The following is a 20,637-nucleotide window of genomic DNA, read 5'->3' as shown; positions in this document are numbered from 1 at the left end:
TTACTTCAACTCGCTTTCGTTAGAGACTATAACTCCATGGATAGGGGTTAGCAATGGCGGGCTGGTGACGCTTCGCTCGACGGCGGACTGTCCGCGGGGCCTTCCAGTGTCACCTTGGGCAGCAGCCGGGCCAGCGGGGCGGGCAGCCACCAGGCCCACTTGCCGAGCAGCTGCATGATGGCCGGGACCATCAGGCAGCGGATGACCAGCGCGTCCATCAGGATCGCCACCGCAAGGCCCAGGCCGAACTCCTGGAGCATCCGGTCAGCACTGAGGACGAAGGCGCCGAACACGACGATCATGATGGCTCCGGCCGCGGTGATCACCTTGCCGGTGGAGGCCAGTCCTTCCCGTACCGCGAGGGAATGATCCTTCGTACGCTCCCACTCCTCGTGCATGCGCCCGACGAGGAAGACCTCGTAGTCCATGGAGAGCCCGAACACGATCGCGAAGATCAGGACGGGGAGGAACGCTTCGATCGGACCGGGCTGCACCCCGAACAGGCCGTGCTGGAACACCAGGGTCATCGCGCCGAGCGCCGCGGTGATCGAGATCAGGTTCAGCAGCGCTGCCTTGAGGGGAATCAGGACCGACCGGAAGACCATCATCAGGAGCAGGGACGACAGGCCGACCACGACGGCGACGAAGAGCGGCATCCGCCGGGAGACGGTCTCCGAGAAGTCCTGGGAGGCGGCGGTGGCCCCACCGACCAGGACCTTGGCACCGGTCTCGCGCTCCAGCCCGGGGGCCACGTCCTCGCGCAGATGGTGGACGAGGTCGGCGGTGCCCTCGTCCTGAGGCGACGTCCTGGGATAGACGATCACGGTGGACAGGGCGCCGTCCTCCGAGGGCATCGCAGGGCTGGCCGCGGCCACGCCCTCGGTCCGGGCCAGGGTGGACTGCACCGCCTTGCCCGCGGCCTCGTCGCCCTGCGCCAGGACGACAAGGGGGCCGTTGAAGCCCGGGCCGAAGCCTTCGGCGAGCAGGTCGTACGCCTGCCGGGAGGTCGTGGCCTTCGGGTCGTTGCCCGCGTCGGCGAAGCCGAGCCGCATGCCCAGAGCCGGTGCGGACAGGGCCAGCAGGGCGATGGTGGCGGCCAGGAGAGCCGGCAGCGGCCGACGCTGCACCGCCGCGGCCAGCGCCCTCCAGCGCCGGCCTTCGGCCCTGCCCTTGGCCTCGGTCCTGGCCGCGTGCTTGAGCACATGGCGTTGGATGCGCCGGCCGAAGAGCGCCAGCAGCGCGGGCAGCAGGACCAGCGAGGCGGCCATCGTGGTCAGCACGGTCAGGGCCAGGGCGAGGGCCACGCCCTGCAGTGAGCCGAGGCCGAGTGCGACCAGGCCGAGGAGGGCGATGATCACCGTGCAGCCGGCAAAGAAGACCGTACGGCCGGCGGCGTCCAGGGCCTTGCGGCCGGCCTCGGCCGGTTGGGCACCGTCGGTGAGTTCCTGCCTGTACCGGTAGAAGATCAGCAGGGCGTAGTCCACGCCGACACCGAGCCCGACGAGCATCGTGATGGGCGGGGTGAAGTCGGCGATGGTGAAGACGTGCGAGGCAAGAACGATCAACCCGAGCGCGGAGCCCACCGCGAAGAGCGCGGTGATCAGCGGCACGGCGGCCGCGACCAGGGAGCCGAAGAGCAGTCCGAGGATGACCAGGGCGGCCACGATGCCGGCGAGTTCGGCGGTAGGACTGCCCTTCTCCTCCGCGCCGCGCACGGCCTCGCCACCGACTTCGACCTGGAGATCGCCCGACTCGGCACCCCGGGCGGTGTCGATGATCCCGGTGATCTCCTCCTTGGGTACGGATTCGGCCTTGCCGTCGAGCGTGACGGTGGCATAGCCGATCGTGCCGTCCTCGGACACGGCGGAGGCATCGGCGTACGGGCTGCGCACCTCGGCGACGCCCGGCAGCCGCTCGACCTCGGCGAGCATCTTCTCCACGGCGGCCTTGGGCCGGTCGATGCCCCCGGGATCCTTGAGCACGATGTCGACGCTGTCCCCGGCCTGATCGGAACCGTGCTGCGTGAACAGGTCGGTGGCGGTCTGCGAATCGGTGCCCGGCAGCGCGAAGTTGTTCTTGTACGCGGAGCCCGCGGCCTGCGAACCCAAAGTGACGGCGGCCAGAACGGCCAGCCACATCAGCAGGGCCGCCCAACGGTGACGCTGCGCCCAGCCTGCCAGGGCGCCGAACCGGCCGACGCGGGTCTTCGCGCGTCGGCCGGGCGGTGCGGGTGGGGCAACGGGCGCGGATACCCCGCGAGTTGGAGACATGGTGACTACCTCTGATTCGAGCGTGAGTGACCGGGCATGACGAACGCGCCCACCACGGCGCCGCACAACGCGGGCACGCCGATGGCAGGGACGGCGAACACGCCGTCGATCTCCAGAGCGAGGGCCCCGGCAGCCGAGACCAGCAGAATCCCGGCGGCGGCTCCGACGAGCGCGCCGACAAACGCGGTCGTGACCCGTCCGGGAGAGGAAGGTGCGTTCATGGCCCTGATCGTGCACGCGGGGCACTGCCGAAATCGTCGGCCCCGGGATGACACAGGGCGTACCTCGGCGGATGTAGGCGAGGCGGTACCCGCGAAGTAGAACGGCGTCAGGGGGTCATCGCAGGGCGGTCGGCCGGGCCGGCTAGTCCCCCAGCCAACCGGGGCTGACCATGCCCGACTCGTACGCCAGCACCACGAGCTGTGACCTGTCCCGTGCGCCGAGCTTCGTCAGGATGCGGCTGACGTGCGTCTTCGCCGTCGAGTGTTGCAGCACCAGCCGCTCGGCGATCTCGTCGTTCGTCAGCCCCGCGGCCACCAGTTGCATGACCTCGCGTTCCCGCTCGGTGAGCACGTCGAGCCGGGGATCCGGCTGCGGGCGCTTCACCCGGGTCGCGAAGTCGGCGATGAGCCGGCGGGTGACCGACGGGCTGATCAGCGCATCGCCCCGGGCGGCGACCCGTACCGCGTGGAGCAGTTGCTCCGGCTCGGTGTCCTTCACCAGGAAGCCCGTCGCCCCGGCGCGCAGCGCCCCGTACACGTAGTCGTCCAGATCGAAGGTCGTCAGGATGACCACCTTCACCGACGCCAGCCGCTCGTCCTCGGTGATCACCTGGGTGGCGTCCAGACCGTCCATCCCCGGCATCCGGATGTCCATCAGCACCACGTCCGGATTCAGGTCGTGGCAGGCGGAGACGGCGGTCTGCCCGTCGACCGCCTCGCCCACCACCTCGATGTCGTCCTCATCGTCCAGGACCGACCGGAATCCGGCCCGGACCAGCCAGTGGTCGTCCGCCAGCAGGACCCTGATCATCGGTCTCCCCGCTCCATCGGCTCTTGTGTGATCCCGTACGGTAGCCGGGCCCGCACCGCGAATCCGCCTTCCGGCCGTGGGCCCGCGGTCAGCTCGCCGCCCAAGGCCCGCGCCCGCTCGGTCATGCCGGCAACGCCGCTGCCGCCGCCCGCCTGGGCGGGGCGGGCCGCCCCGCCCAGGCCGTCGTCCTCGACCGTGACCGTCAGCTCACGGTCTCCGTAGGCGAGCCGGAGCGTGACCTGTCCGGCGCCGCTGTGCCGAGCCGCATTGGTCAGGGACTCCTGCACGATCCGGTACGCCGCCAGGTCGACCCGCGCGGGCAGCGCGCGCTCGGCGCCGATCCGCTCGACCCGCACCGCGAGCCCCGCGAGTTTCGCCGAGGCGACCAGTGCGTCCGCCCGGGCCAGGCTCGGCGCCGGGGCCCTGGGCGCGTCCTCGTCGACCCGGCGGAGCACGTCGAGGGTGGCCCGCAGCTCCTGCAAGGTCTCCCGGCTGCCCGCCTTGATGGCGCTCAGCGCCGCCTCGGCCTGCGCGGGATCCTTCTTCAGGCGGTGCAGGGCCGCACCCGACTGCACGTTGATCATCGAGATGTTGTGCCCGATCACGTCGTGCAACTCGCGGGCGATGCGCAGCCGTTCCTCGGTCGCCCGCAGCCGTGCCTCCTCCTCGGCGTAGGCCACCCGGCCGTGCCGCACACTGCCCAGAGCCACCACGGCGACCAGCCAGCCGGTGAGCATGAACACCGCCGTACCCGTGACGTCGCTGTCGGTCATGAGGGCGCCCACACCGACGCCGATCACCATCGCCGCCGCGATGGCGACGGCCGCCTGCATCCGGCCCTGGGCCGCGATGGCGTACAACGCCACGATCGGAACCAGGACCAAGGGCCCGTCGACGGCACTGAGCACGTAGTAGCCCCCGGTGGCCAGCGCCGTGAACCAGCCCACCGCCACCGGCACTTGACGCCGGAAGAACAGCGCGCCGCACACCGCGGCAATCAGCAGCCAGGACACCGACAGCGAGAGCGCCGAGCCCTCGCCGTCCCGCAACCGCTGTCCTTCGGCGATCGCCACCAGCACGAACGTCCCCAGAGCCAGTACGGCGTCGGCGCGGGCCCCACGAGGCAGCCGGAAACGGGTCTGAGCGAGAGGCGACACGCGTCCATTCTGCCCGTGACCCCGCTGCACGACGGATGCCGGAGGCGGCAGGGCAAGGGGGCCGCCCGGTGAACCGTGCTCGGCCGACCTGGTCATTCGTACACGTACGGCGTCGTGGTCGTCAGCGGTGCGAAGCCCAGGCGTTCGAGGATCGGGCGGCTCAGGTCGGAGGCGTCGACCTGGAGGTAGCGGTAGCCGCGGTCGGCGGCGGCACGCGCGCGGTGGGCGACGAGCGCCCGGTAGATGCCGCGTCCGCGCCACCCCTCGACCGTGCCACCGCCCCACAGTCCGGCGAACCGGGTGCCGGGCACCAGCTCCATCCGGGCCGAGCTCACCGGTGTGTCACCGGCGAGGGCGACCACCGCGACGACGGTGTCCGGGTCGGCGGCGAGCCGGGCGAGCATCTGGTGCCGCAGCCGGGAGGCGTCCGTGCCGAACGCCCGCTCGTGGACGTCCGCCACGAGGTCCACGCCCGCCGTGTCGGTCACGGCCACGACCCGGATGCCGTCCGGCAGTTCCACGTCGGCGGCCTGAGCGGCGGCCTCGGCGACCATCAGGGTCTCCTCCGGCTCGGCCGCGAAGCCGGCCGCGACGAGCCGCCGCCCGAGGTCCAGCGGCTGGTCGTGGCCGTAGAGCTTCCACTCGAAGCCCTGGCCGCGCCCGGCGAAGAACGCGATCTGCTCGGCGATCGCCGCATCCGCGCCCGACTCGTCCAGGCCGGACCAGACGACGCCGTTCCAGCCCTGCGGGCCGGCGACCTGGCGGACGACCCGCCCGGCCCGCTCGACGCGTGCGTCGGGGCCGTCCGGCCGCGCGCCTTCGCGCATGTCCCGGTCGTACAGGGCGAGTACCGCGGCATGATCCATGCGCCCCACTCCAGCAGCCGGCCGCGACACCGGCAACGGCTTTACGACGGCCGCACCGCGGCCAGGTAGGCGCGCAGCCGGTCGCGGTTGCGGGCCAGGCAGTCGATGCGGGCCTGGATGCGGTCGATGTGGCCCTCCAGCAGGGCGGCCGTCTCCGGCGTCAGGCACTCGGCGGGCAGCAGGATCTCCTCGGGGCCGGAGAGGTAGGGCAGGATCGCCCGGATCATCTCCGTGGTCAGGCCCGAGTCGAGCAGCCCGCGGATCTGCTGGACGTCCCGGACGGCCTGCTCGTCGTAGTCGCGGTAGCCGTTGGCGGCGCGGCCGGGGCGCAGGAGGCCCTGGTCCTCGTAGTAGCGCAGCAGGCGGGTGGGGACGGTGGTGCGGCGGGAGAGTTCGCCGATCTTCATGACGGTCTTCCGGGTCGGCCTTGCCTTCACACTGATGTGAAGGTTCGAGCATGGTCGCATGTCCACCTCGTCCCTGGCCAAGGGCACCGCCCTGTCCGGGCCCCGGACGCTACCGTGGTCCGGGCTGCTCGCCCTGACCACCGCCGCGTTCACGGCCGTCCTGACCGAGTTGCTGCCCGCGGGCCTGCTGCCCCGTATGGCGCCGGCCCTCGGTGTGTCCGAGGCGCGCGTCGGTTTCCTGGTGACCGGCTACGCGCTCGCCTCCTTCGTGGGCGCGATCCCGCTCACGGCTGTGCTGCGCGGGCTGCCGCGTCGCCCGGTCCTCATGGGCTCGCTGCTGGGGTTCGCGGCGAGCAACGCGGTGGTGGCGCTGTCCCCGTCGTACCCGCTGACCTTCGCCGCCCGGCTCGCGGCCGGGCTGATGGGGGGTGTGCTGTGGGCGATGCTGGCCGGGTACGCGGCCCGGATGGTGCCCGTCGAGCGGCGCGGGCGGGCGATCGCCGTCGTGCTCGCCGGGATCACGCTCGCGCTGGCGCTGGGTGTGCCCGCCGGGACCTGGCTGGCCGAGGTCGTCGGCTGGCGTGCGGCCTTCGCCGTCCTCGCCGCGCTCGCCGTCGTGCTGGCCGGCTGGGTGCGGTGGCGGGTGCCCGGCTTCCCCGGGGAGGCGCCCGGCGCGCGGCTGCCGGTGGTCCGGGTGGCCGCGCTGCCGGGGATCCTGCCCGTCCTGTCGGTCACGCTGTTCCTGCTGGTCGGCCATCAGGTGCTGTACACCTACGCGGCCCCGTTCGCGGCGCACGCCGGGTTCGGCCGGACCGGCCTGGTGCTGCTGGTGTTCGGGACGGCCACGGTCGCCGGGATCTGGGTGACCGGCCTGGTCGTCGACCGGCACCTGCGGCCCGCCCTGCTCGCCGCGCTCGCGGTGTGTGCGGCGGTGATGCTCGCGCTCGGCCTGTACGCCCGTACGCCCGGTGTGCTGCTCACCGCCGTCGCCCTGTGGGGCATGGCGTTCGGCGGGGCGCCCACGCTCATCCAGACCGCCCTGGTCGACGCCTCCGGGCCGGTGCACGCCGACGTGGCCACCTCCTTGCAGACCACCGTGTACAACGCGGGCATCGCGGCCGGTTCGTTCACCGGCGGTCTCGCCCTGGACCGCCTGGGCGCCGGTGCGCTGCCCTGGACGGCTCTGCCGCTGGTCGCGGCGGCCCTCGTCACCGTGGCGCTCGCCTTTCCGCCCGGGCGGCGGCGCACGTAGGGTGCGGGGGAAGATCACGTCGCGAGAGAGGGTCGTACGCCATGGTCGTGAAGGACTCCGAACTGCCGTATCTGCGCCGGTGCGTGGAGCTGGCGGCCGCGGGACTGGAGGCCGGGGACGAGCCGTTCGGTTCGGTGCTCGTGGGGGCGGACGGCACGGTGCTGGCCGAGGACCGCAACCGGGTGGCCTCCGGCGACCGCACCCGGCACCCCGAGTTCGAGCTGGCCCGCTGGTCGGCGGAGCATCTCGGCCCCGAGGAACGGGCGGCGGCAACGGTGTACACGTCCGGCGAGCACTGCCCCATGTGCGCCGCCGCGCACGCCTGGGTCGGCCTCGGCCGCATCGTCTACGTCGCCTCCTCCCAGCAACTCGGTGCATGGCTCGCGGAGTTGGGGGTGCCCGAGCCGCCGGTGCGCACACTGGCGGTCAACGACGTCGCGCCCGGCGTTGTGGTGGAGGGGCCGGTGCCCGAACTGGCGGAGGAGGTACGGGCCCTGCACCTGCGTTTCCATCACCGCCAGGGCTGAGCCGCGGGCGCCGTCCGTCCGAGATGCAGGGGCTGACCTGCGATGCCTAGGATCGGAAATGGACCGAACCAGGTGGACGGCCGGGTTCCTCCCGCGGGGGAGGTGCATGCCCTTGCTGCCGGCGCAGCGGCTGACGGCCGCTCTGCTCACGCTGGTCGCCGTCGCCACGGTCGTCTACCTCACGGTCCCCGCTGCCCGGACCCCGGTCTGGGCCGTGATCGGCCTGCTGGGGGTCGCCGCCGTCCTGGCCGGGACCCGGCTGCACCGGCCCGCCCACCGCTGGCCCTGGTGGGTGCTCGCGGCCGGTCTGCTGACCTTCGTCGCGGGCGACACGTACTACAACGTCATGGAGGAGTACTTCCACGCCTCCAACCCGTTCCCCTCCCCCGCCGACGCCTGCTACCTCGCCACCTATCCGCTGTTCGCCGTCGGTCTGTCCGGCCTGGTGCGCTACCGCTGGGCCGGCCACGATCTGCCCAGCCTGCTGGACGCGATCATCCTCACCGCGGGGCTGGCCCTGCCCGTGTGGCTGTATCTGGTGCAGCCGCTGACACAGTTGGAGGGGCTGACCTGGCAGCAGCGGGCGATCAGCATCGCCTACCCGCTCGGCGACGTCCTCGTCCTGGCCCTGCTGGCCCGGCTGCTCACCCCCGCCCCGATCAGCGGCCACAACCCCGCGGTACAGCTCCTGGTCCTCGGCACGCTGACGCTGCTCTGCTTCGACATCGCCTACGGCATCCTCCAGCTCAACGAGATGTGGCAGGCGGGAACGCTGCTCGACGCGGGCTGGATCGTCTTCTACACGGCCTGGGGCCTGGCCGCGCTGCACCCGGCCATGGTCGAGCTGACCGCGTCCGTGTCCGCCCGCGAGTCGCTGCTGCCGCCGCCGCGCCGGCTCGCGCTGCTCGCCGCGGCCACCCTCATCGCGCCCGGGATCCTGCTGTACGAGGCGGTGACCGGCCCCGCCCACAGCGCCGGTGTGCTCGCCGCCTTCTCCGGCCTGCTGTTCCTGCTGGTCATCGTGCGTCTGGCGGGCATGGTGGTGGCCCACCGCAGGGTGGTGGCCCGGGAGCTGGCGCTGCGCGGCGCCGCCGCCTCGCTGGTCGCCGCGGCCCGGCCGGCGGACGTGGCGCGCTCCTGCGAGCGGGCCGTGCGCACGCTGCTCGGCGCCGGCGTCCCCCATCAGACCCTGCTGCTGCCCGCCGAGCAGGCGCGGGACCCGGTCCTGCACCACACGCACCTGACGACCGCCGACGCACTCGGCCCGGACATCGCCGCCCGGCTGGGCGATCAGCCGGACGTCATGGTGTGCACCACCGCCCAGCCCGACCGTCCGGCCGGGCCTGCCGCCGGCGTGCTGCTCGTGGCCGGGCCGGTCGGGCCGCTCACCGAGACCCGCGGATCTCTGGAGATCCTCGCCTCCCACGCGGGGCTCGCGCTGGAGCGGGTGGTGCTGCGCCAGGAGGTCGTGCGCCGGGAGAGCGAGGCGTACTTCCGCACGCTCGTGCGCAACACCTCCGACGTGATCCTGATCGTGGAGGACGACGACACCGTCCGGTACGCCAGTCCGTCGTCGGCCTCCGTGTTCGGCACCGCGGACCTGGCCGGCAGCTCCCTGCCGGAGCTGGTGGACCCCGGGGACCGGCAGCGGGCGGCCCGGACCCTGGCCTCCGTGCGGCAAAACGGATCCCGGCCGAGCCACGACCACTGGTGGGTGCGGCGCCGGGAGGGCCGCGTCGAGGTGGAGGTGCGGTGCAGCGACTTCCGCAACGAGCCCACCGTGGGCGGCCTGGTCGTCACCCTGCGGGACGTGACCGAGCAGCGGCGGCTGGAGCACGAACTGACCCAGCGGGCCTTCCACGACTCCCTCACCGGTCTGCCCAACCGGACGCTGCTGCTGGAGCGCATCGAACGCGCCCTGCTGCGCGGCCGCCGCGAGTCGGCGCTGACCTGTCTGCTCTTCATCGACCTGGACGACTTCAAGCAGGTCAACGACATGCTCGGGCACTCGGCGGGCGACCATCTGCTGATGGCCGTCGGCGACCGGCTGTCGCACACGCTGCGGCGCAGCGACACCGCGGCCCGCCTCGGCGGCGACGAGTTCGCCGTGCTGATGGAGGACGCGCGGGAACCGCTGGACGCGGAGCTGCTGGCGGCGCAGGTGATCCAGGCGCTGTCCCGGCCGTTCGCGCTGGCCGAGGAGTCGGTGACGGTTTCCGCCAGCGTGGGCGTCGCCACCGCCCGGGACAGCACGGACGCGGAGGAACTGCTGAGCCATGCCGACCTCGCGCTGTACGCGGCGAAGGCGGCCGGGAAACGGCAGTGGCGGCGCTTCCAGCCGCTGCTGCACACCCGCATGGTCGAGCGGCACGATCTGCAGAGCCGGCTGGCCCGGGCGATCTCCGGCGAGGAGTTCGCGCTGCGCTACCAGCCGGTCGTGGACATCACCGCGGGCGACGTCGTCGGCTTCGAGGCGCTGGTGCGCTGGCCGCACGCCCCGCGCCGGCCCGTGCAGCCGGAGCAGTTCATCACGCTGGCCGAGGAGACCGGGCACATCGCCGTCCTCGGTGCGTGGGTCCTGCGCAACGCGGTACAGGACATCGCGGGCCTGCAACGGCTGGTCCCGGCGGGTGGGCCGCCCTACGTGAGTGTGAACGTCTCCGCCCGCCAGTTCCGTGACACCGGGTTCCTGGACCAGGTCGACCGGGCGCTGCGCACGCCCGGGCTGGCCCCCGGAAGCCTCCAGCTGGAGCTCACCGAGACGGTGCTGCTGCGGCGCGACGCGCAGATCCAGGGCATGCTGCACGCCCTGAAGGACCTGGGCGTGCACATCGCGGTCGACGACTTCGGCACCGGGTTCTCCTCGCTGCGCTATCTGCGGGACTTCCCCATCGACGTCCTGAAGATCGACAAGACGTTCATCGACGACATCCCGCGCGACGCCCAGCAGGTGGCGCTGGTCGAGGGTATCGTGCGCATCGCCGACACCCTCGGCCTCCAGGTGATCGCCGAGGGCATCGAGGACCCGGCGCAGCGGGATCTGCTGGCCGGCATGGGATGCCGGTTCGGGCAGGGCTATCTGTTCGCCCGGCCGATGACCGTGGAGCAGAGCGAGCGGGTGCTGCGGCGGCACACCGGCGCCCTGGGCACGCGGGCCCGCGACACGCCCCCGCCGGATCCGTCGGCGCGGGACACCGGCCCGGGCGACCTCGACCGGCTGCGGCGCACCAGCCCGATGAGCGACGCCGTGCTGGACGAGGTGCGCGGGCGGCATGTGCGCTGCGGCGACCACTGGCTGATCGATTTCGCGTCCTGCAACTACCTCGGCTTCGACTGGGACCCGGAGATCATCGACCGCGTCGAACCCGCCGTACGCCGCTGGGGCACGCATCCGAGCTGGTCGCGGCTGCTGGGCAGTCCGCGGCTGTATCCGCAGATCGAGGAGCGGCTCACGGACCTGCTGGGCGCGCCCGACACCCTGCTGCTGCCGACGCTGACCCTCATCCACGCCTCGGTCATCCCCGTCCTCGCCGACCAGGGCCATGTCTTCGTCGAGGCGACCGCCCACCGCACGGTCTACGACGGCTGCCTGGTCGCCCGCGGACAGGGCGCCACCCTGCGCCGCTTCCACGCCGAACGGCCCGACGAACTGGACGCGTTGCTCTCCGCGACGCCCGCGGGCGCACCCCGGCTGGTGTGCCTGGGCGGCGTCAACAGCATGAGCGGCAGCGTCTGCGACCTGCCGGCGCTGGCCGCCGTGTGCCGCCGCCGGGGCGCCACCTTGTACGTCGACGACGCGCACGGCTTCGGCGTGATCGGGCAGCGCGGACCGGGCGAGCCGTGCCCGTACGGTTCGCGCGGCAACAGCGTGGTGCGGCACACCGGTGAGACCTACGACGGGATCGTGCTCGTCGGCGGCTTCTCCAAGGCGTACTCCTCGCTGCTGGCGTTCGTCGCGCTGCCCACCGAGCTGAAGAACCGGATGAAGACGGCGGCGGCACCGTATCTGTACTCGGGCCCGTCACCCACGGCCTCCCTGGCCACGGCGCTGGCCGGGCTGGACGTCAACGACCGTCGCGGGGACGCCCTGCGCGCCGATCTGTACCGCAAGACGGCCCGGGTCGTGGACCATCTGGCCGCCCTGGACGTGTTCACCCCCAACGACGGCCGGCTGCCCATCCTGGAGATCCCGCTGGCGAACGCCGGCGACCTGGACGCGGTCGCCCGGTTCCTGTGGGACGAGGGCATCTATGTGACGCTCGCCGCCTATCCGCTGGTCCCGCGTGACCGGGTGGGTGTGCGCATCCAGATCACGGCGCTCAACTCCGACGCCGACATCGACCGGCTGACGGACGCGCTGACCCGGCTGTCCGCGCGGTTCCCGCTGCGGCACCGGACGGCGCCGCGGCCGGGGCGACGATGACGACCCGCAACGACGACGTGGACTGGGACCGTTGGCCGGTGGCGGACTATCTCGCCGATAACTACCGGGAGTTGCACCCGGCGGACGCGGCGGTCATCGCCCATCACTCGGCGTTCTACCGGCGGCTCGCGCCCGACTCCGTTGTGCGTGCGGTGGAGTTCGGGGCGGGTCCGAATCTGTATCCGCTGCTGCTCGCCGCCGCCGCGTGCCGCCGGATCGACGCCGTGGAGGCGGGCGCGGGCAACGTCGCGTATCTGGAGCGGCAGATCCTCGAAGGTCCCGACGCCAGTTGGCTGCCGTTCCACGCCTTGTGCCGGCGGCTCAACCCGGCGCTGCCCGCGACCCCGGCCGGGGGGCTGGCGCGGGTGCGCGTCGAGCACGCGGACGTCCGCCGGCTGCCGCCGGGCGGGTACGGGCTGGCGTCGATGCACTTCGTCGCGGAGGGCGCCACCGAGGACGCCGGGGAGTTCGCCGCCTTCTGCCGGGCCTTCGTCCGCTGTGCGGCGCCGGGCGGCTACGTCGTCGCGGCGTTCATGGAGAACATGCCGACGTACCGCATCGGCCCGGCCTCGCGCTGGCCCGGCTGCCCGGTGGATCCGGAGGTCGTCACGCGCGTCTTCGCGCCACTGACCCGGGAGTTGTCGGTCACCCGCATCGACGCGGACCCGACTCTGCCGGATTACGGGGACTCCGGGATGGTGCTGCTCACGGGGGTGGTGGCCTGAGGGTTGACCGGGGGCGGGCCGGCGGCGCGGACGGCGGAGGCCCCACCGGTCGGGGGGAGTATCCGGTGGGGCCTTCCGTCCGTGCTCGGCGCTGCGGAGTGTCAGCGCGTCGCGCGGGGGCGGAAACGCCGGTGGAGGGCGGCGCCGCCGAGGATCAGGGCAGCGGCGCCCGCGACCGCGGGGACGGTGTGGTCGGCTCCCGTGTGCGCGAGGGAGGTGTCGGGTCCCTCCGGCACCCGGGGCACGGGCCTCGGGGCGGGGCGGTTCTTGGGGGGTGCGGGCGGTTCGGGGGTGGGCTCGGCGGGGCGGTCGGGGCGGTCGCCGGAGGTGTTCACGGACTCGTTGCCGACGGCCGCGTTGCCGATGCCGACCACGTTCACGCTGTTGCCGCTGACGTTCACCGGGAGATCGACCGGCAGCTGGACGCCGTTGCCGGAGAGCACCCCCGGTGAATCCTTTCCGCCGCCCTCGGCGGACGCTCCGCCGGGCGCCGCGCGGTCGTCGCCAGTGCTCTCGTTGGCGCAGGTGTTGCCCGCGGCCGGGTTGAGCACTCCCACCACGTTCACGGTGTTCCCGCACACGTTCACCGGGACGTGCACCGGGAGCTGGACGGTGTTGCCGGAGATCAGACCGGGCGAGCCGGCCGCGGTGCCGTCCACCGCGGAGTCGGCCTGCGCGGGCATGGTCACCGCCAGCGCGCCGGAGGCGGCGGCGACGGCCATCACACCGTTTCGGGTAACCCGTCTCATAGGTTCCCTGCCTTCCAGACATGGACGCGGGCGCTCGCCCGCACCGGATAAAACGCAGGCGAACCATCCGAGTTATGGCTTATCGGCCTTTCACCCCATCGAGCGGCACGGTTATCGAACTAGTGACGAAACCGCCTCAACCATCGGCAAGGGGTGCAGGGTACGGCACATCGCGCGGCCCCGCCCGCCCACGGGCGCGGCCCACGGTCACCGCTTATCGTGATCGAAGGCGCCGTCCCGGGCGTCTCTGGAGGCATCGATGCGGGTCAAGCTGTCGAAGCGGGGCACGCTGCGGCGCTGCGCGGTCACCGGCGCCGTCGGACTCGCGCTGCTGGGCGCGGGGCTGCCGGCGGTGGCGGCGGACGGCGACGAACCCGACCTGACGCGGTTCTACCGGCAGAAGGTGGACTGGACGAGGTGCGAAGGCGCCGAGACGCCCAAGGACCTGCAGTGCGGAAAGGTCACCGTCCCCCTCGACTACGCCCACCCGGAGACGGGCACGCTCGACCTGGCCCTCGCCCGCTATCGCGCCACGGGGAAGTCCAGGGGCTCGGTGCTGCTGAACTTCGGCGGCCCCGGCGGCGCGGGCGTGGCTCAACTCGCCTTCGGCGGCAAGGACTTCATGGGCCTGACCAACGGCTACGACGTGGTGACCTTCGATCCCCGCGGCGTCGGCAGGTCCTCGCCGGTCAGCTGCGGCGACGGCGCCGAGGAGACCGCGGACACCTCGGACGACAGCATCGAACTCGACGCCGATCCCGAGGCGGTGCTCGACGGGATACGCAAGACGGCGGCCGCCTGCGCCAAGTACTCCGGGCCGGTCCTGCCGTACATCGGCACGGTGAACGCCTCCCGCGACCTGGACGTGATGCGTCAGGCCCTCGGTGACAAGAAGCTCAACTACCTCGGCTTCTCCTACGGAACGCGGCTCGGCGCGGTGTACGCGGCCCAATTCCCCAAGAAGGTGGGCCGGATGGCGCTGGACGGCGTGGACACCCTCACCGAGCCGCTGACCGAGCAGGGCGTGGCGGGCGCCGAGGGGCAGCAGACGGCGCTGGAGAACTTCATCGACTGGTGCGCCGAGGACATCGCCTGCCCGTTCGGCCAGGATCCGCGCACGGCACGGGCGGAGGTCGTACGGCTCGTCGACTCGATGGACCAGGACCCGGTGCCGACCGGCTTCGGGGACCTGTTCACCGGCCAGGACCTGGTGGCCGCGATCGGACAGGCCCTGTACAGCGAGGAGTTGTGGCCGTCCCTGCAGCGGGCCCTCGCCTCGCTGGTCGAGGACGGCGACACCAGCGGCGTCGAGGCCTTCGCCTCCGGCGGCATCGCCCTGCCCGGCCGCGAGGACGACGACGGCGGCGGCCTGGTCGACGAGGAGGACGTCCCGCTGGACAACCTCCCGGCGGCGCTGATGGCGATCAATTGCGCAGACGACCCCGACCGCCCCACCACCGAGCAGATCACCCGCAACCTCGGCCGGTTGCGCGCCGAGTACGAACGGGCGTCACCGGTGTTCGGCCGCTACCGCCTCACCGAGGTGCTGATGTGCTACGGCCGCCCCAAGGGCACCGACTTCATCCGCGAGAAGGTGAAGGACGTCAAGACGCCGAAGCTGCTCCTGGTCGGCACTCGCGGCGACCCGGCAACCCCGTACCGCTGGACCGTGCAGACGGCCCGACGGCTCGGCGACTCGGCGGTCGTCCTGGACAACCGCGACGACGGCCACACCGGGTACTCGTCCTCCCCCTGCGTGCACCGCAAGGTCGACGCGTTCCTCCTGTACGGTTCCCTGCCGGCGAACGGCAGTTCGTGCGGGGACGAGGACTGAGCGCAGGGCGCGAGCAGGAACCCCGGCTCGCGCCTGCCGTTGTCAGTGGCCGCTGTCATGATGCCCGGGAAGATCGACATCCGGGAGCGGAGCATGGTGGAGCAGGCGGTTCGGCCGATCGTGGCGGAGATCATCGAGCAGGCGCCGGAGGGCTGGACGCACGCGGTGCTGCACGCCCGGGCCGGGCGCGGCGGCACCTCGGCGACCGGCGGGTATGTGCCCGCAGCGAACCCCTGGACGGCGCGCGTGCCCGCGCCGCACCAGGAGATCATGGCCCTGGGGACGCGGCTGGGCGCGGAGCGCGGCTGGGAGCGCGTGAGCCTTGAGATACGGTGCCGGCCGTCGGGCGAGTGGCGGCTCGTCGCCTTCCACGACGCCGTGACCTACGAGACGGGGTCGGGCGGTGCCTTCCAGGTGGTCCTGGACGCCGACCACCGGCTGGCGCAGCCCGGTCTGCGCCAGGAGGCCGGCACGGCCGCTCCGGCAGGCGACCCCGAGGTGGCCGTGGCCCGCTTCCACACCTACCTGGAGCGACGCGCCGCGATCCTGGGCCGGCGTGACCAGCTCCCCGCCCCCGCCACGCCCGCCGCGATCGAGGAGGCCGAACGCCGTCTCGGCCGCCGGCTGCCCGCCGACCTCCGGGCGCTCTATCTGATCGCCGACGGCGACTGCGTCGACTACGGGAGCCGGGGCCTGTTCCGGGGCAACTCCTGGCTGTCGCTGGCGGAACTCGTCGCCGAGTACGGCGAGTGGGGCGCGAGCGAACGCCCCTGGTACGGCTGGGACCTGGAGTGGGACTCCGTCGTCTTCGACGCCGCGCCGGGCGACACCGTGCGCCGCTGCGGAGGCCACCCCGGCTGGCTGCGCTTCGGCAGCAGCGAGGACGGCAACTACCTGGCCGTCGACACGGACCCTGCCCGGAGCGGCCGCCCCGGGCAGGTCATCCGCACCGGCCGCGACTACGACGACGGCCCCGTGTACGTCGCCGACTCGGTCACGTCGCTCCTCGGCCACTACCTGGAACTGCTCGACCAGGGTGCCTACGAGCGGCACGGCGACCACATCTCCCTGCGCGCACCCGCCCGTGACACAGGTCCTCGGCAGATCGTCGGCGCCATCCCGGACGAGGTCCCGCCGACCCTCCAGGCGATCCACATCAACGACGCCCCCGGCCTCGTGGACCTCGCTCCGCTCACCGCCGCCGCGCACCTGCGCCTGTTGCACCTCAACCGCTCCGCCACCGCCGACCTGACGCCCGTGCGTCAACTCCCCGTGGAATCCCTGCGCGTCACCCTGCCCGACGGCGACCTGACCGCGCTCACGGGCCACCCCCACCTCGCCTCCCTGGACCTGACGACCACGGTCCCGGTCGATGCGGGGCGGTTGCGCACCGTCCCCCGCCTGCACGGCCTCGACCTCTCCCGCGCCAACGTCCCCGATCCGGCGCCCCTGGCCGACCTGGCGGAGCTGCGCTACCTCTCCCTCACGGGGTCCCAGTGGGCGGCCCTGCTGGACGGGCACAAGGCGCCGCCCGCTCTCGCGGCAGCCGCACTCGCCGGCAAGGACGCGGGCTTCGACGACGCCCTCGCCTGGGCGGCCCGACTCGGGCTCGACACCGGCGACGCCCTCCGCGTCACCGGCACCTTCAAGAGCGCCGGGGCGTGAGCAGGCTCAGTCGTTCCCGTAGGCAAGCCGCTCCAGGGCGGCCGCGGTACGGGTGAAGCCGTCGTCGCCGAGCAGCGCGCGCATCTCGGCGTTGAAGCGGTCGATCTCCGGCCGGGCCGCGGTCAGCGCGGCGGTTCCGGAGTCGGTCAACTCCAGGACCACGGCGCGGTGTTCGCTCGGGTGGGCCCGCCGCGCGAGCAGGCCGGCCGTGGTCAGGCGGGCCACGAGGCCGGTGACGGCGGACTCCCGCAGGCCGAGCGTGCGGGCCAGCTGCTGCTGGGTGATGCCCGGCCGCTCCTCCACGGCGAAGAGCGCGCCGAGCTGTGCGGTGGTGACCCCGGCGGCCGCCACGCAGCGCCGGTCGGCGGTGGTGCGCAGCCGGTGCGCCGCCCGCTGCAACAGGAAGTACAGGCGCTGATCGGGCTCGGACATGGGCCGATCTTGACAGAGGACACCGGGCCGCGCCACCCTCACTTCACTACTGAAGTGAGATGGAGAGGTGAGCGGGACGATGGATCTGGAACTGGCCCGGAAGGTCCTCGCGGAACAGCCCTTCAGCAGGCTGCTCGACGCCAGGGTGACGGCGTTCGGGGACGGCGAGGCCACACTGGAGCTGGACATCCGCGAGGAACTGCTCCAGCAGTACGGCTTCGTCCACGGCGGAGTGCTCTCCTACGCGGCCGACAACACCCTGACGCTCGCGGCGGGCACCGTCGTCGGGGCGGGGCTGATCACGTCCGGGTTCACCATCGACTACCTGCGCCCGGCCAAGGGCGAGATCCTGCGCGCGCACGCCCAGGTGGTGCGGGCCGGCCGCACCCGTGTGGTGTGCCGCTGCGACCTGGTCACCATCGACGCCTCCGGTACGCAGACCCTGTGCGCCGTGGCGCAGGGGAACATCGCCGTGATCGACACGGCGGGCGAGTCGCGGTAGGTCAGAACGTCACGGCGTCCCGCACGATCGGGCACGTCATGCAGTGACCGCCGCCGCGGCCGCGGCCCAGTTCGGCGCCGACGATGGTGATGACCTCGATCCCGGCCTTGCGCAGCAGGGTGTTGGTCTGGGTGTTGCGGTCGTAGGTGAACACGACGCCGGGCTCCAGGGCCACCGCGTTGTTGCCGCTGTCCCACTGCTGGCGCTCGGAGGCGTAGACGTCGCCACCGGTCTCCACGATCCGCAGCTCCGACAGCCCGAGCGCCTTGGCGACGACGTCGACGAACCGTCTCGGGGCCTCGTCGACGAGTTCGACGCCGGGCGGAGTGTCGGAGGGGCGCAGGGAGAAGGTGTGGACGCCGTCCATGATGGCCGGGTAGAGGGTCACCAGATCGCGGTCGGCGAAGGTGAAGACGGTGTCCAGGTGCATCGCGGAGCGCAGCCGTGGCATGCCGGCGACGATGACGTGCTCGGCGGCACCGCCCTCGAAGAGCGCCTTGGCCACCTGGGTGATCGCCTGGCGCGAGGTGCGCTCGCTCATCCCCATCAGGACCACGCCGTTGCCGACCGGCATGATGTCGCCGCCCTCGAACGTCGCTTGCCCCCAGTCGAGTTCGGGGTCGCCCCACCACACGGTGGAGCCCGCGTACTCGGGGTGGAAGGTGTAGACCGCCTTCATCAGCAGCGTCTCGTCGTGCCGGGCGGGCCAGTACAGCGGGTTGAGGGTGAGCCCGCCGTAGAGCCAGCAGGTGGTGTCGCGGGTGTAGAGGGTGTTGGGCAACGGCGGCATGAGGTACTCGCGGACGCCGGTCGACTCGCGGGCGAGGGCGAGGTAGCCGGAGCGGTACTCCTCCGGCAGGTCACCGGTGGCCAGGCCGCCGATCAGGTACTTGGCGAGGCGGTCCGGTTCGAGGGACTCCAGATACGCACGCGTGCTGTCGATGAGGCCGAGGCCGACCTCGTTGGCGACGATCTTCCGGTCCAGGAGCCAGTCGCGGGCCCCGGGGACCGCCATCGTCTGCGCGAGCAGCTCGTGCAACTCGACGACGTCGACGTCCCGTTCACGCAGTTTGTTGACGAAGTCGGCGTGGTCGCGCTGGGCGTTCTCCACCCACATCACGTCGTCGAAGAGCAGGTCGTCCGAGTTGGTGGGGGTGAGTCTGCGGTGGGCGAGCCCGGGCGCGCAGACCAGCACCTTGCGCAGTCTGCCGACCTCGGAGTGGACGCCGTACGCGGGACGGGTTTCCTGACTGGTCACGGTGCACCTTTCCGAATGTCCGGGCGGTCAGAGGCCGATCCAGCCCAGGGCCAGGGCCACGATCCCGAGGACCGCGCCGGCGACCGAGGCGGTGAGGATCACGTATTCGCGCGGTGAGAACAGCCGTCTGCCCTGCTCCCTGCGGGCCATCACGAACAGGACGGTGGCGGGGGCGTAGATGATGAAGGAGACGAGGACGAACTTGAGGCCGGCCGCGTAGATGAGGAACGCGGTGTAGGCCGTCGCGAGGGCGGCGACCGTCAGCTCGCCCGCCCTGCCGCCCCATCCGATCTTCACTGCGAAGGCCGCGGCCAGCAGGAACGGGATCAGTGTCAGGGCGCTGGTCAGGTCGAGGGCGAAGTTGAACGCGTCGTCGGAGAACAGTGTGATGACGAGGAAGACCTGGCTGAGCAGTGTGGTCATCACGAGCGCCGGTACGGGGACGTCGGCGGCCGTGGAGCGTTTCAGGAACCGCGGCATGTCGTCGTCCTTGGCGGCCACGAACAGCACCTCGGCCGCCATCAGCGTCCAGGCGAGATAGGCGCCGAGCACGGAGACGATCAGTCCGACGCTGATGAAAACCTGCCCCCAGGTGCCGACCGCGTGCTCCAGCACCTCGGCCATGGACGGCTGGCGCAGTTCGGCGATCTCGGCCATCGGCATCAGGCCGTACGACACGATGGTCACCGACGCGAAGATCGCGAAGACGCTCAGGAAGCCCAGCACGGTGGCCCGGCCGACGTCCTCGCGGCGCCGGGCGTGCCGGGAGTAGACGCTGGCGCCCTCCACTCCGAGGAAGACGAAGACCGTGGCCAGCATCGTGCCCTTGACCTGGCTGAACAGGGAGCCGGCGTAGTCGGCGCCGCCGAAGTTGTCGGCGAAGACGCCGGGTTCGAGGTAGAAGAGCGCCAGGACGACGAAGACGATGATCGGCACGACCTTGGCGACCGTGACGATCCGGTTGATTGCCGCCGCTTCCTTCACTCCGCGGCTGATGAGCGCGAAGAACAGCCACAGCCCCACGGAGGAGAGCACGACGGCGAGCACGGTGTCGCCGTCGCCGAGCGCGGGGGCGATCGCGCCGATGGTCGACATGATCAGCACCCAGTACGTCACGTTGCCGACACAGGCGCTCGCCCAGTAGCCGAACGCCGAGAAGAAGCCGAGGTATTCACCGAAACCGGCCTTGGCGTACGCGTACACACCGGCGTCGAGGTCGGGGCGGCGCACCGCGAGCGTCTGGAAGACGAAGGCGAGCATCAGCATGCCGGTGCCTGCCACGGCCCAGGCGATCAGCGCACCGGCGACCCCGGTCTCCTGAGCGAACCGGCGCGGCAGGGAGAACACACCGGCGCCGACCATCGAGCCGACCACCATGGTGGTGAGCGTGGGCAGGCTCAGCTTGGCCGTGCGGGATTCCTGGGTCGGGCTCTCGACCTGGGTCATGGGCGTCCTCGACGGTCGGGAAGCGCCGCAGAAGGGGCGCCACGAGGACGCCTCCAGCGACCCGAGCGAGATTAGCAATGAAATGCCCGCAT

Annotated in this window: 17 protein-coding genes; 7 read left to right on the top strand and 10 right to left on the bottom strand. The window is 72.2% G+C overall.

The genetic code is table 11. The annotated features are described in order from the left end of the window. Positions 1–47 precede the first annotated feature (47 nt). The 6 genes from AB0Q90_RS13950 to AB0Q90_RS13925 form a co-directional block, all read right to left on the bottom strand. Positions 48–2,270 carry an MMPL family transporter gene (locus tag AB0Q90_RS13950; RefSeq protein WP_363162061.1) on the bottom strand — a complete coding sequence of 741 codons (2,223 nt, stop codon included), beginning with the start codon at positions 2,268–2,270 and terminating at the stop codon, positions 48–50. Positions 2,271–2,275: 5 nt separating this feature from the next. Beyond that, positions 2,276–2,491: a hypothetical protein gene (locus AB0Q90_RS13945; RefSeq protein ID WP_363162060.1), complete on the bottom strand. Its 216-nt coding sequence runs from the start codon at positions 2,489–2,491 to the stop codon at positions 2,276–2,278. Between the two features lie 142 nt (positions 2,492–2,633). Continuing rightward, positions 2,634–3,302, bottom strand: coding sequence for a response regulator transcription factor (locus AB0Q90_RS13940; protein WP_363162059.1), 669 nt, complete (start codon positions 3,300–3,302; stop codon positions 2,634–2,636). Further along, positions 3,299–4,459 carry a sensor histidine kinase gene (locus AB0Q90_RS13935; RefSeq protein ID WP_363162058.1) on the bottom strand — a complete coding sequence of 387 codons (1,161 nt, stop codon included), beginning with the start codon at positions 4,457–4,459 and terminating at the stop codon, positions 3,299–3,301. The genes AB0Q90_RS13940 and AB0Q90_RS13935 overlap by 4 nt, the downstream gene beginning before the upstream one ends. Positions 4,460–4,551: 92 nt before the next feature. Continuing rightward, complete coding sequence (locus AB0Q90_RS13930; protein WP_363162057.1) at positions 4,552–5,325, bottom strand: GNAT family N-acetyltransferase; 774 nt, start codon at positions 5,323–5,325, stop codon at positions 4,552–4,554. Positions 5,326–5,366: 41 nt separating this feature from the next. Next, positions 5,367–5,732: a MerR family transcriptional regulator gene (locus AB0Q90_RS13925; RefSeq protein WP_363162056.1), complete on the bottom strand. Its 366-nt coding sequence runs from the start codon at positions 5,730–5,732 to the stop codon at positions 5,367–5,369. A gap of 58 nt (positions 5,733–5,790) precedes the next feature. Between AB0Q90_RS13925 and AB0Q90_RS13920 the strand changes: the two genes are divergently transcribed. The 4 genes from AB0Q90_RS13920 (at position 5,791) to AB0Q90_RS13905 (ending at position 12,659) form a co-directional block, all read left to right on the top strand. Further along, on the top strand, positions 5,791–6,984 hold the full coding sequence (locus AB0Q90_RS13920) for an MFS transporter (protein WP_363162055.1): 1,194 nt from the start codon (positions 5,791–5,793) through the stop codon (positions 6,982–6,984). Positions 6,985–7,025: 41 nt separating this feature from the next. Further along, entirely contained in the window at positions 7,026–7,511 is a 486-nt protein-coding gene (locus AB0Q90_RS13915; protein WP_363162054.1) for a nucleoside deaminase, read from the top strand. Between the two features lie 106 nt (positions 7,512–7,617). Further along, positions 7,618–11,934 (top strand): aminotransferase class I/II-fold pyridoxal phosphate-dependent enzyme, encoded by a 4,317-nt coding sequence (locus tag AB0Q90_RS13910; RefSeq protein WP_363162053.1) that lies wholly within the window; start codon positions 7,618–7,620, stop codon positions 11,932–11,934. Beyond that, a complete protein-coding gene (locus AB0Q90_RS13905; RefSeq protein ID WP_363162052.1) occupies positions 11,931–12,659 on the top strand; it encodes a class I SAM-dependent methyltransferase in 729 nt (242 codons plus the stop codon). The genes AB0Q90_RS13910 and AB0Q90_RS13905 overlap by 4 nt, the downstream gene beginning before the upstream one ends. Positions 12,660–12,760: 101 nt before the next feature. Here the strand turns inward: AB0Q90_RS13905 and AB0Q90_RS13900 are convergent, their stop codons facing one another. Beyond that, positions 12,761–13,381, bottom strand: coding sequence for a chaplin (locus AB0Q90_RS13900; protein WP_363162051.1), 621 nt, complete (start codon positions 13,379–13,381; stop codon positions 12,761–12,763). A gap of 286 nt (positions 13,382–13,667) precedes the next feature. Between AB0Q90_RS13900 and AB0Q90_RS13895 the strand changes: the two genes are divergently transcribed. Then, the gene (locus AB0Q90_RS13895; protein WP_363162050.1) at positions 13,668–15,242 is read left to right on the top strand and encodes an alpha/beta hydrolase; all 1,575 of its coding nucleotides are present in this window, start codon (positions 13,668–13,670) and stop codon (positions 15,240–15,242) included. Between the two features lie 93 nt (positions 15,243–15,335). Continuing rightward, complete coding sequence (locus AB0Q90_RS13890) at positions 15,336–16,907, top strand: SMI1/KNR4 family protein (RefSeq protein WP_363162049.1); 1,572 nt, start codon at positions 15,336–15,338, stop codon at positions 16,905–16,907. 6 nt (positions 16,908–16,913) lie between these two features. On the opposite strand, the gene AB0Q90_RS13885 is transcribed toward AB0Q90_RS13890, so the two are convergent. After that, the gene (locus tag AB0Q90_RS13885) at positions 16,914–17,339 is read right to left on the bottom strand and encodes a MarR family transcriptional regulator (protein ID WP_363162048.1); all 426 of its coding nucleotides are present in this window, start codon (positions 17,337–17,339) and stop codon (positions 16,914–16,916) included. Between the two features lie 79 nt (positions 17,340–17,418). On the opposite strand from AB0Q90_RS13885, the gene AB0Q90_RS13880 reads away from it, so the two are divergent. Further along, positions 17,419–17,841, top strand: coding sequence for a PaaI family thioesterase (locus AB0Q90_RS13880; protein ID WP_363162097.1), 423 nt, complete (start codon positions 17,419–17,421; stop codon positions 17,839–17,841). Between the two features lies 1 nt (position 17,842). On the opposite strand, the gene AB0Q90_RS13875 is transcribed toward AB0Q90_RS13880, so the two are convergent. Next, a complete protein-coding gene (locus AB0Q90_RS13875) occupies positions 17,843–19,099 on the bottom strand; it encodes an arginine deiminase (protein ID WP_363162047.1) in 1,257 nt (418 codons plus the stop codon). Positions 19,100–19,126: 27 nt separating this feature from the next. Continuing rightward, entirely contained in the window at positions 19,127–20,545 is a 1,419-nt protein-coding gene (locus AB0Q90_RS13870) for a basic amino acid/polyamine antiporter (RefSeq protein ID WP_363162046.1), read from the bottom strand. Positions 20,546–20,637: the final 92 nt, after the last annotated feature.

This window comes from Streptomyces sp. NPDC079141, from assembly GCF_040686775.1.
Taxonomy (GTDB): domain Bacteria; phylum Actinomycetota; class Actinomycetes; order Streptomycetales; family Streptomycetaceae; genus Streptomyces.
The sequence above is the reverse complement of the archived record's forward strand: the minus strand, read 5'-3'. Positions and strand labels throughout refer to the sequence as shown.

Excerpts from the sequence above, each read along its gene's own strand:
- AB0Q90_RS13950 (WP_363162061.1), bottom strand. The coding sequence starts at position 2,270 with ATGTCTCCAACTCGCGGGGTATCCGCGCCCGTTGCCCCACCCGCACCG.
- AB0Q90_RS13945 (WP_363162060.1), bottom strand. The coding sequence starts at position 2,491 with ATGAACGCACCTTCCTCTCCCGGACGGGTCACGACCGCGTTTGTCGGC.
- AB0Q90_RS13940 (WP_363162059.1), bottom strand. The coding sequence starts at position 3,302 with ATGATCAGGGTCCTGCTGGCGGACGACCACTGGCTGGTCCGGGCCGGA.
- AB0Q90_RS13930 (WP_363162057.1), bottom strand. The coding sequence starts at position 5,325 with ATGGATCATGCCGCGGTACTCGCCCTGTACGACCGGGACATGCGCGAA.
- AB0Q90_RS13925 (WP_363162056.1), bottom strand. The coding sequence starts at position 5,732 with ATGAAGATCGGCGAACTCTCCCGCCGCACCACCGTCCCCACCCGCCTG.
- AB0Q90_RS13920 (WP_363162055.1), top strand. The coding sequence starts at position 5,791 with ATGTCCACCTCGTCCCTGGCCAAGGGCACCGCCCTGTCCGGGCCCCGG.
- AB0Q90_RS13915 (WP_363162054.1), top strand. The coding sequence starts at position 7,026 with ATGGTCGTGAAGGACTCCGAACTGCCGTATCTGCGCCGGTGCGTGGAG.
- AB0Q90_RS13910 (WP_363162053.1), top strand. The coding sequence starts at position 7,618 with ATGCCCTTGCTGCCGGCGCAGCGGCTGACGGCCGCTCTGCTCACGCTG.
- AB0Q90_RS13905 (WP_363162052.1), top strand. The coding sequence starts at position 11,931 with ATGACGACCCGCAACGACGACGTGGACTGGGACCGTTGGCCGGTGGCG.
- AB0Q90_RS13900 (WP_363162051.1), bottom strand. The coding sequence starts at position 13,381 with ATGGCCGTCGCCGCCGCCTCCGGCGCGCTGGCGGTGACCATGCCCGCG.
- AB0Q90_RS13895 (WP_363162050.1), top strand. The coding sequence starts at position 13,668 with ATGCGGGTCAAGCTGTCGAAGCGGGGCACGCTGCGGCGCTGCGCGGTC.
- AB0Q90_RS13890 (WP_363162049.1), top strand. The coding sequence starts at position 15,336 with ATGGTGGAGCAGGCGGTTCGGCCGATCGTGGCGGAGATCATCGAGCAG.
- AB0Q90_RS13885 (WP_363162048.1), bottom strand. The coding sequence starts at position 17,339 with ATGTCCGAGCCCGATCAGCGCCTGTACTTCCTGTTGCAGCGGGCGGCG.
- AB0Q90_RS13880 (WP_363162097.1), top strand. The coding sequence starts at position 17,419 with ATGGATCTGGAACTGGCCCGGAAGGTCCTCGCGGAACAGCCCTTCAGC.
- AB0Q90_RS13870 (WP_363162046.1), bottom strand. The coding sequence starts at position 20,545 with ATGACCCAGGTCGAGAGCCCGACCCAGGAATCCCGCACGGCCAAGCTG.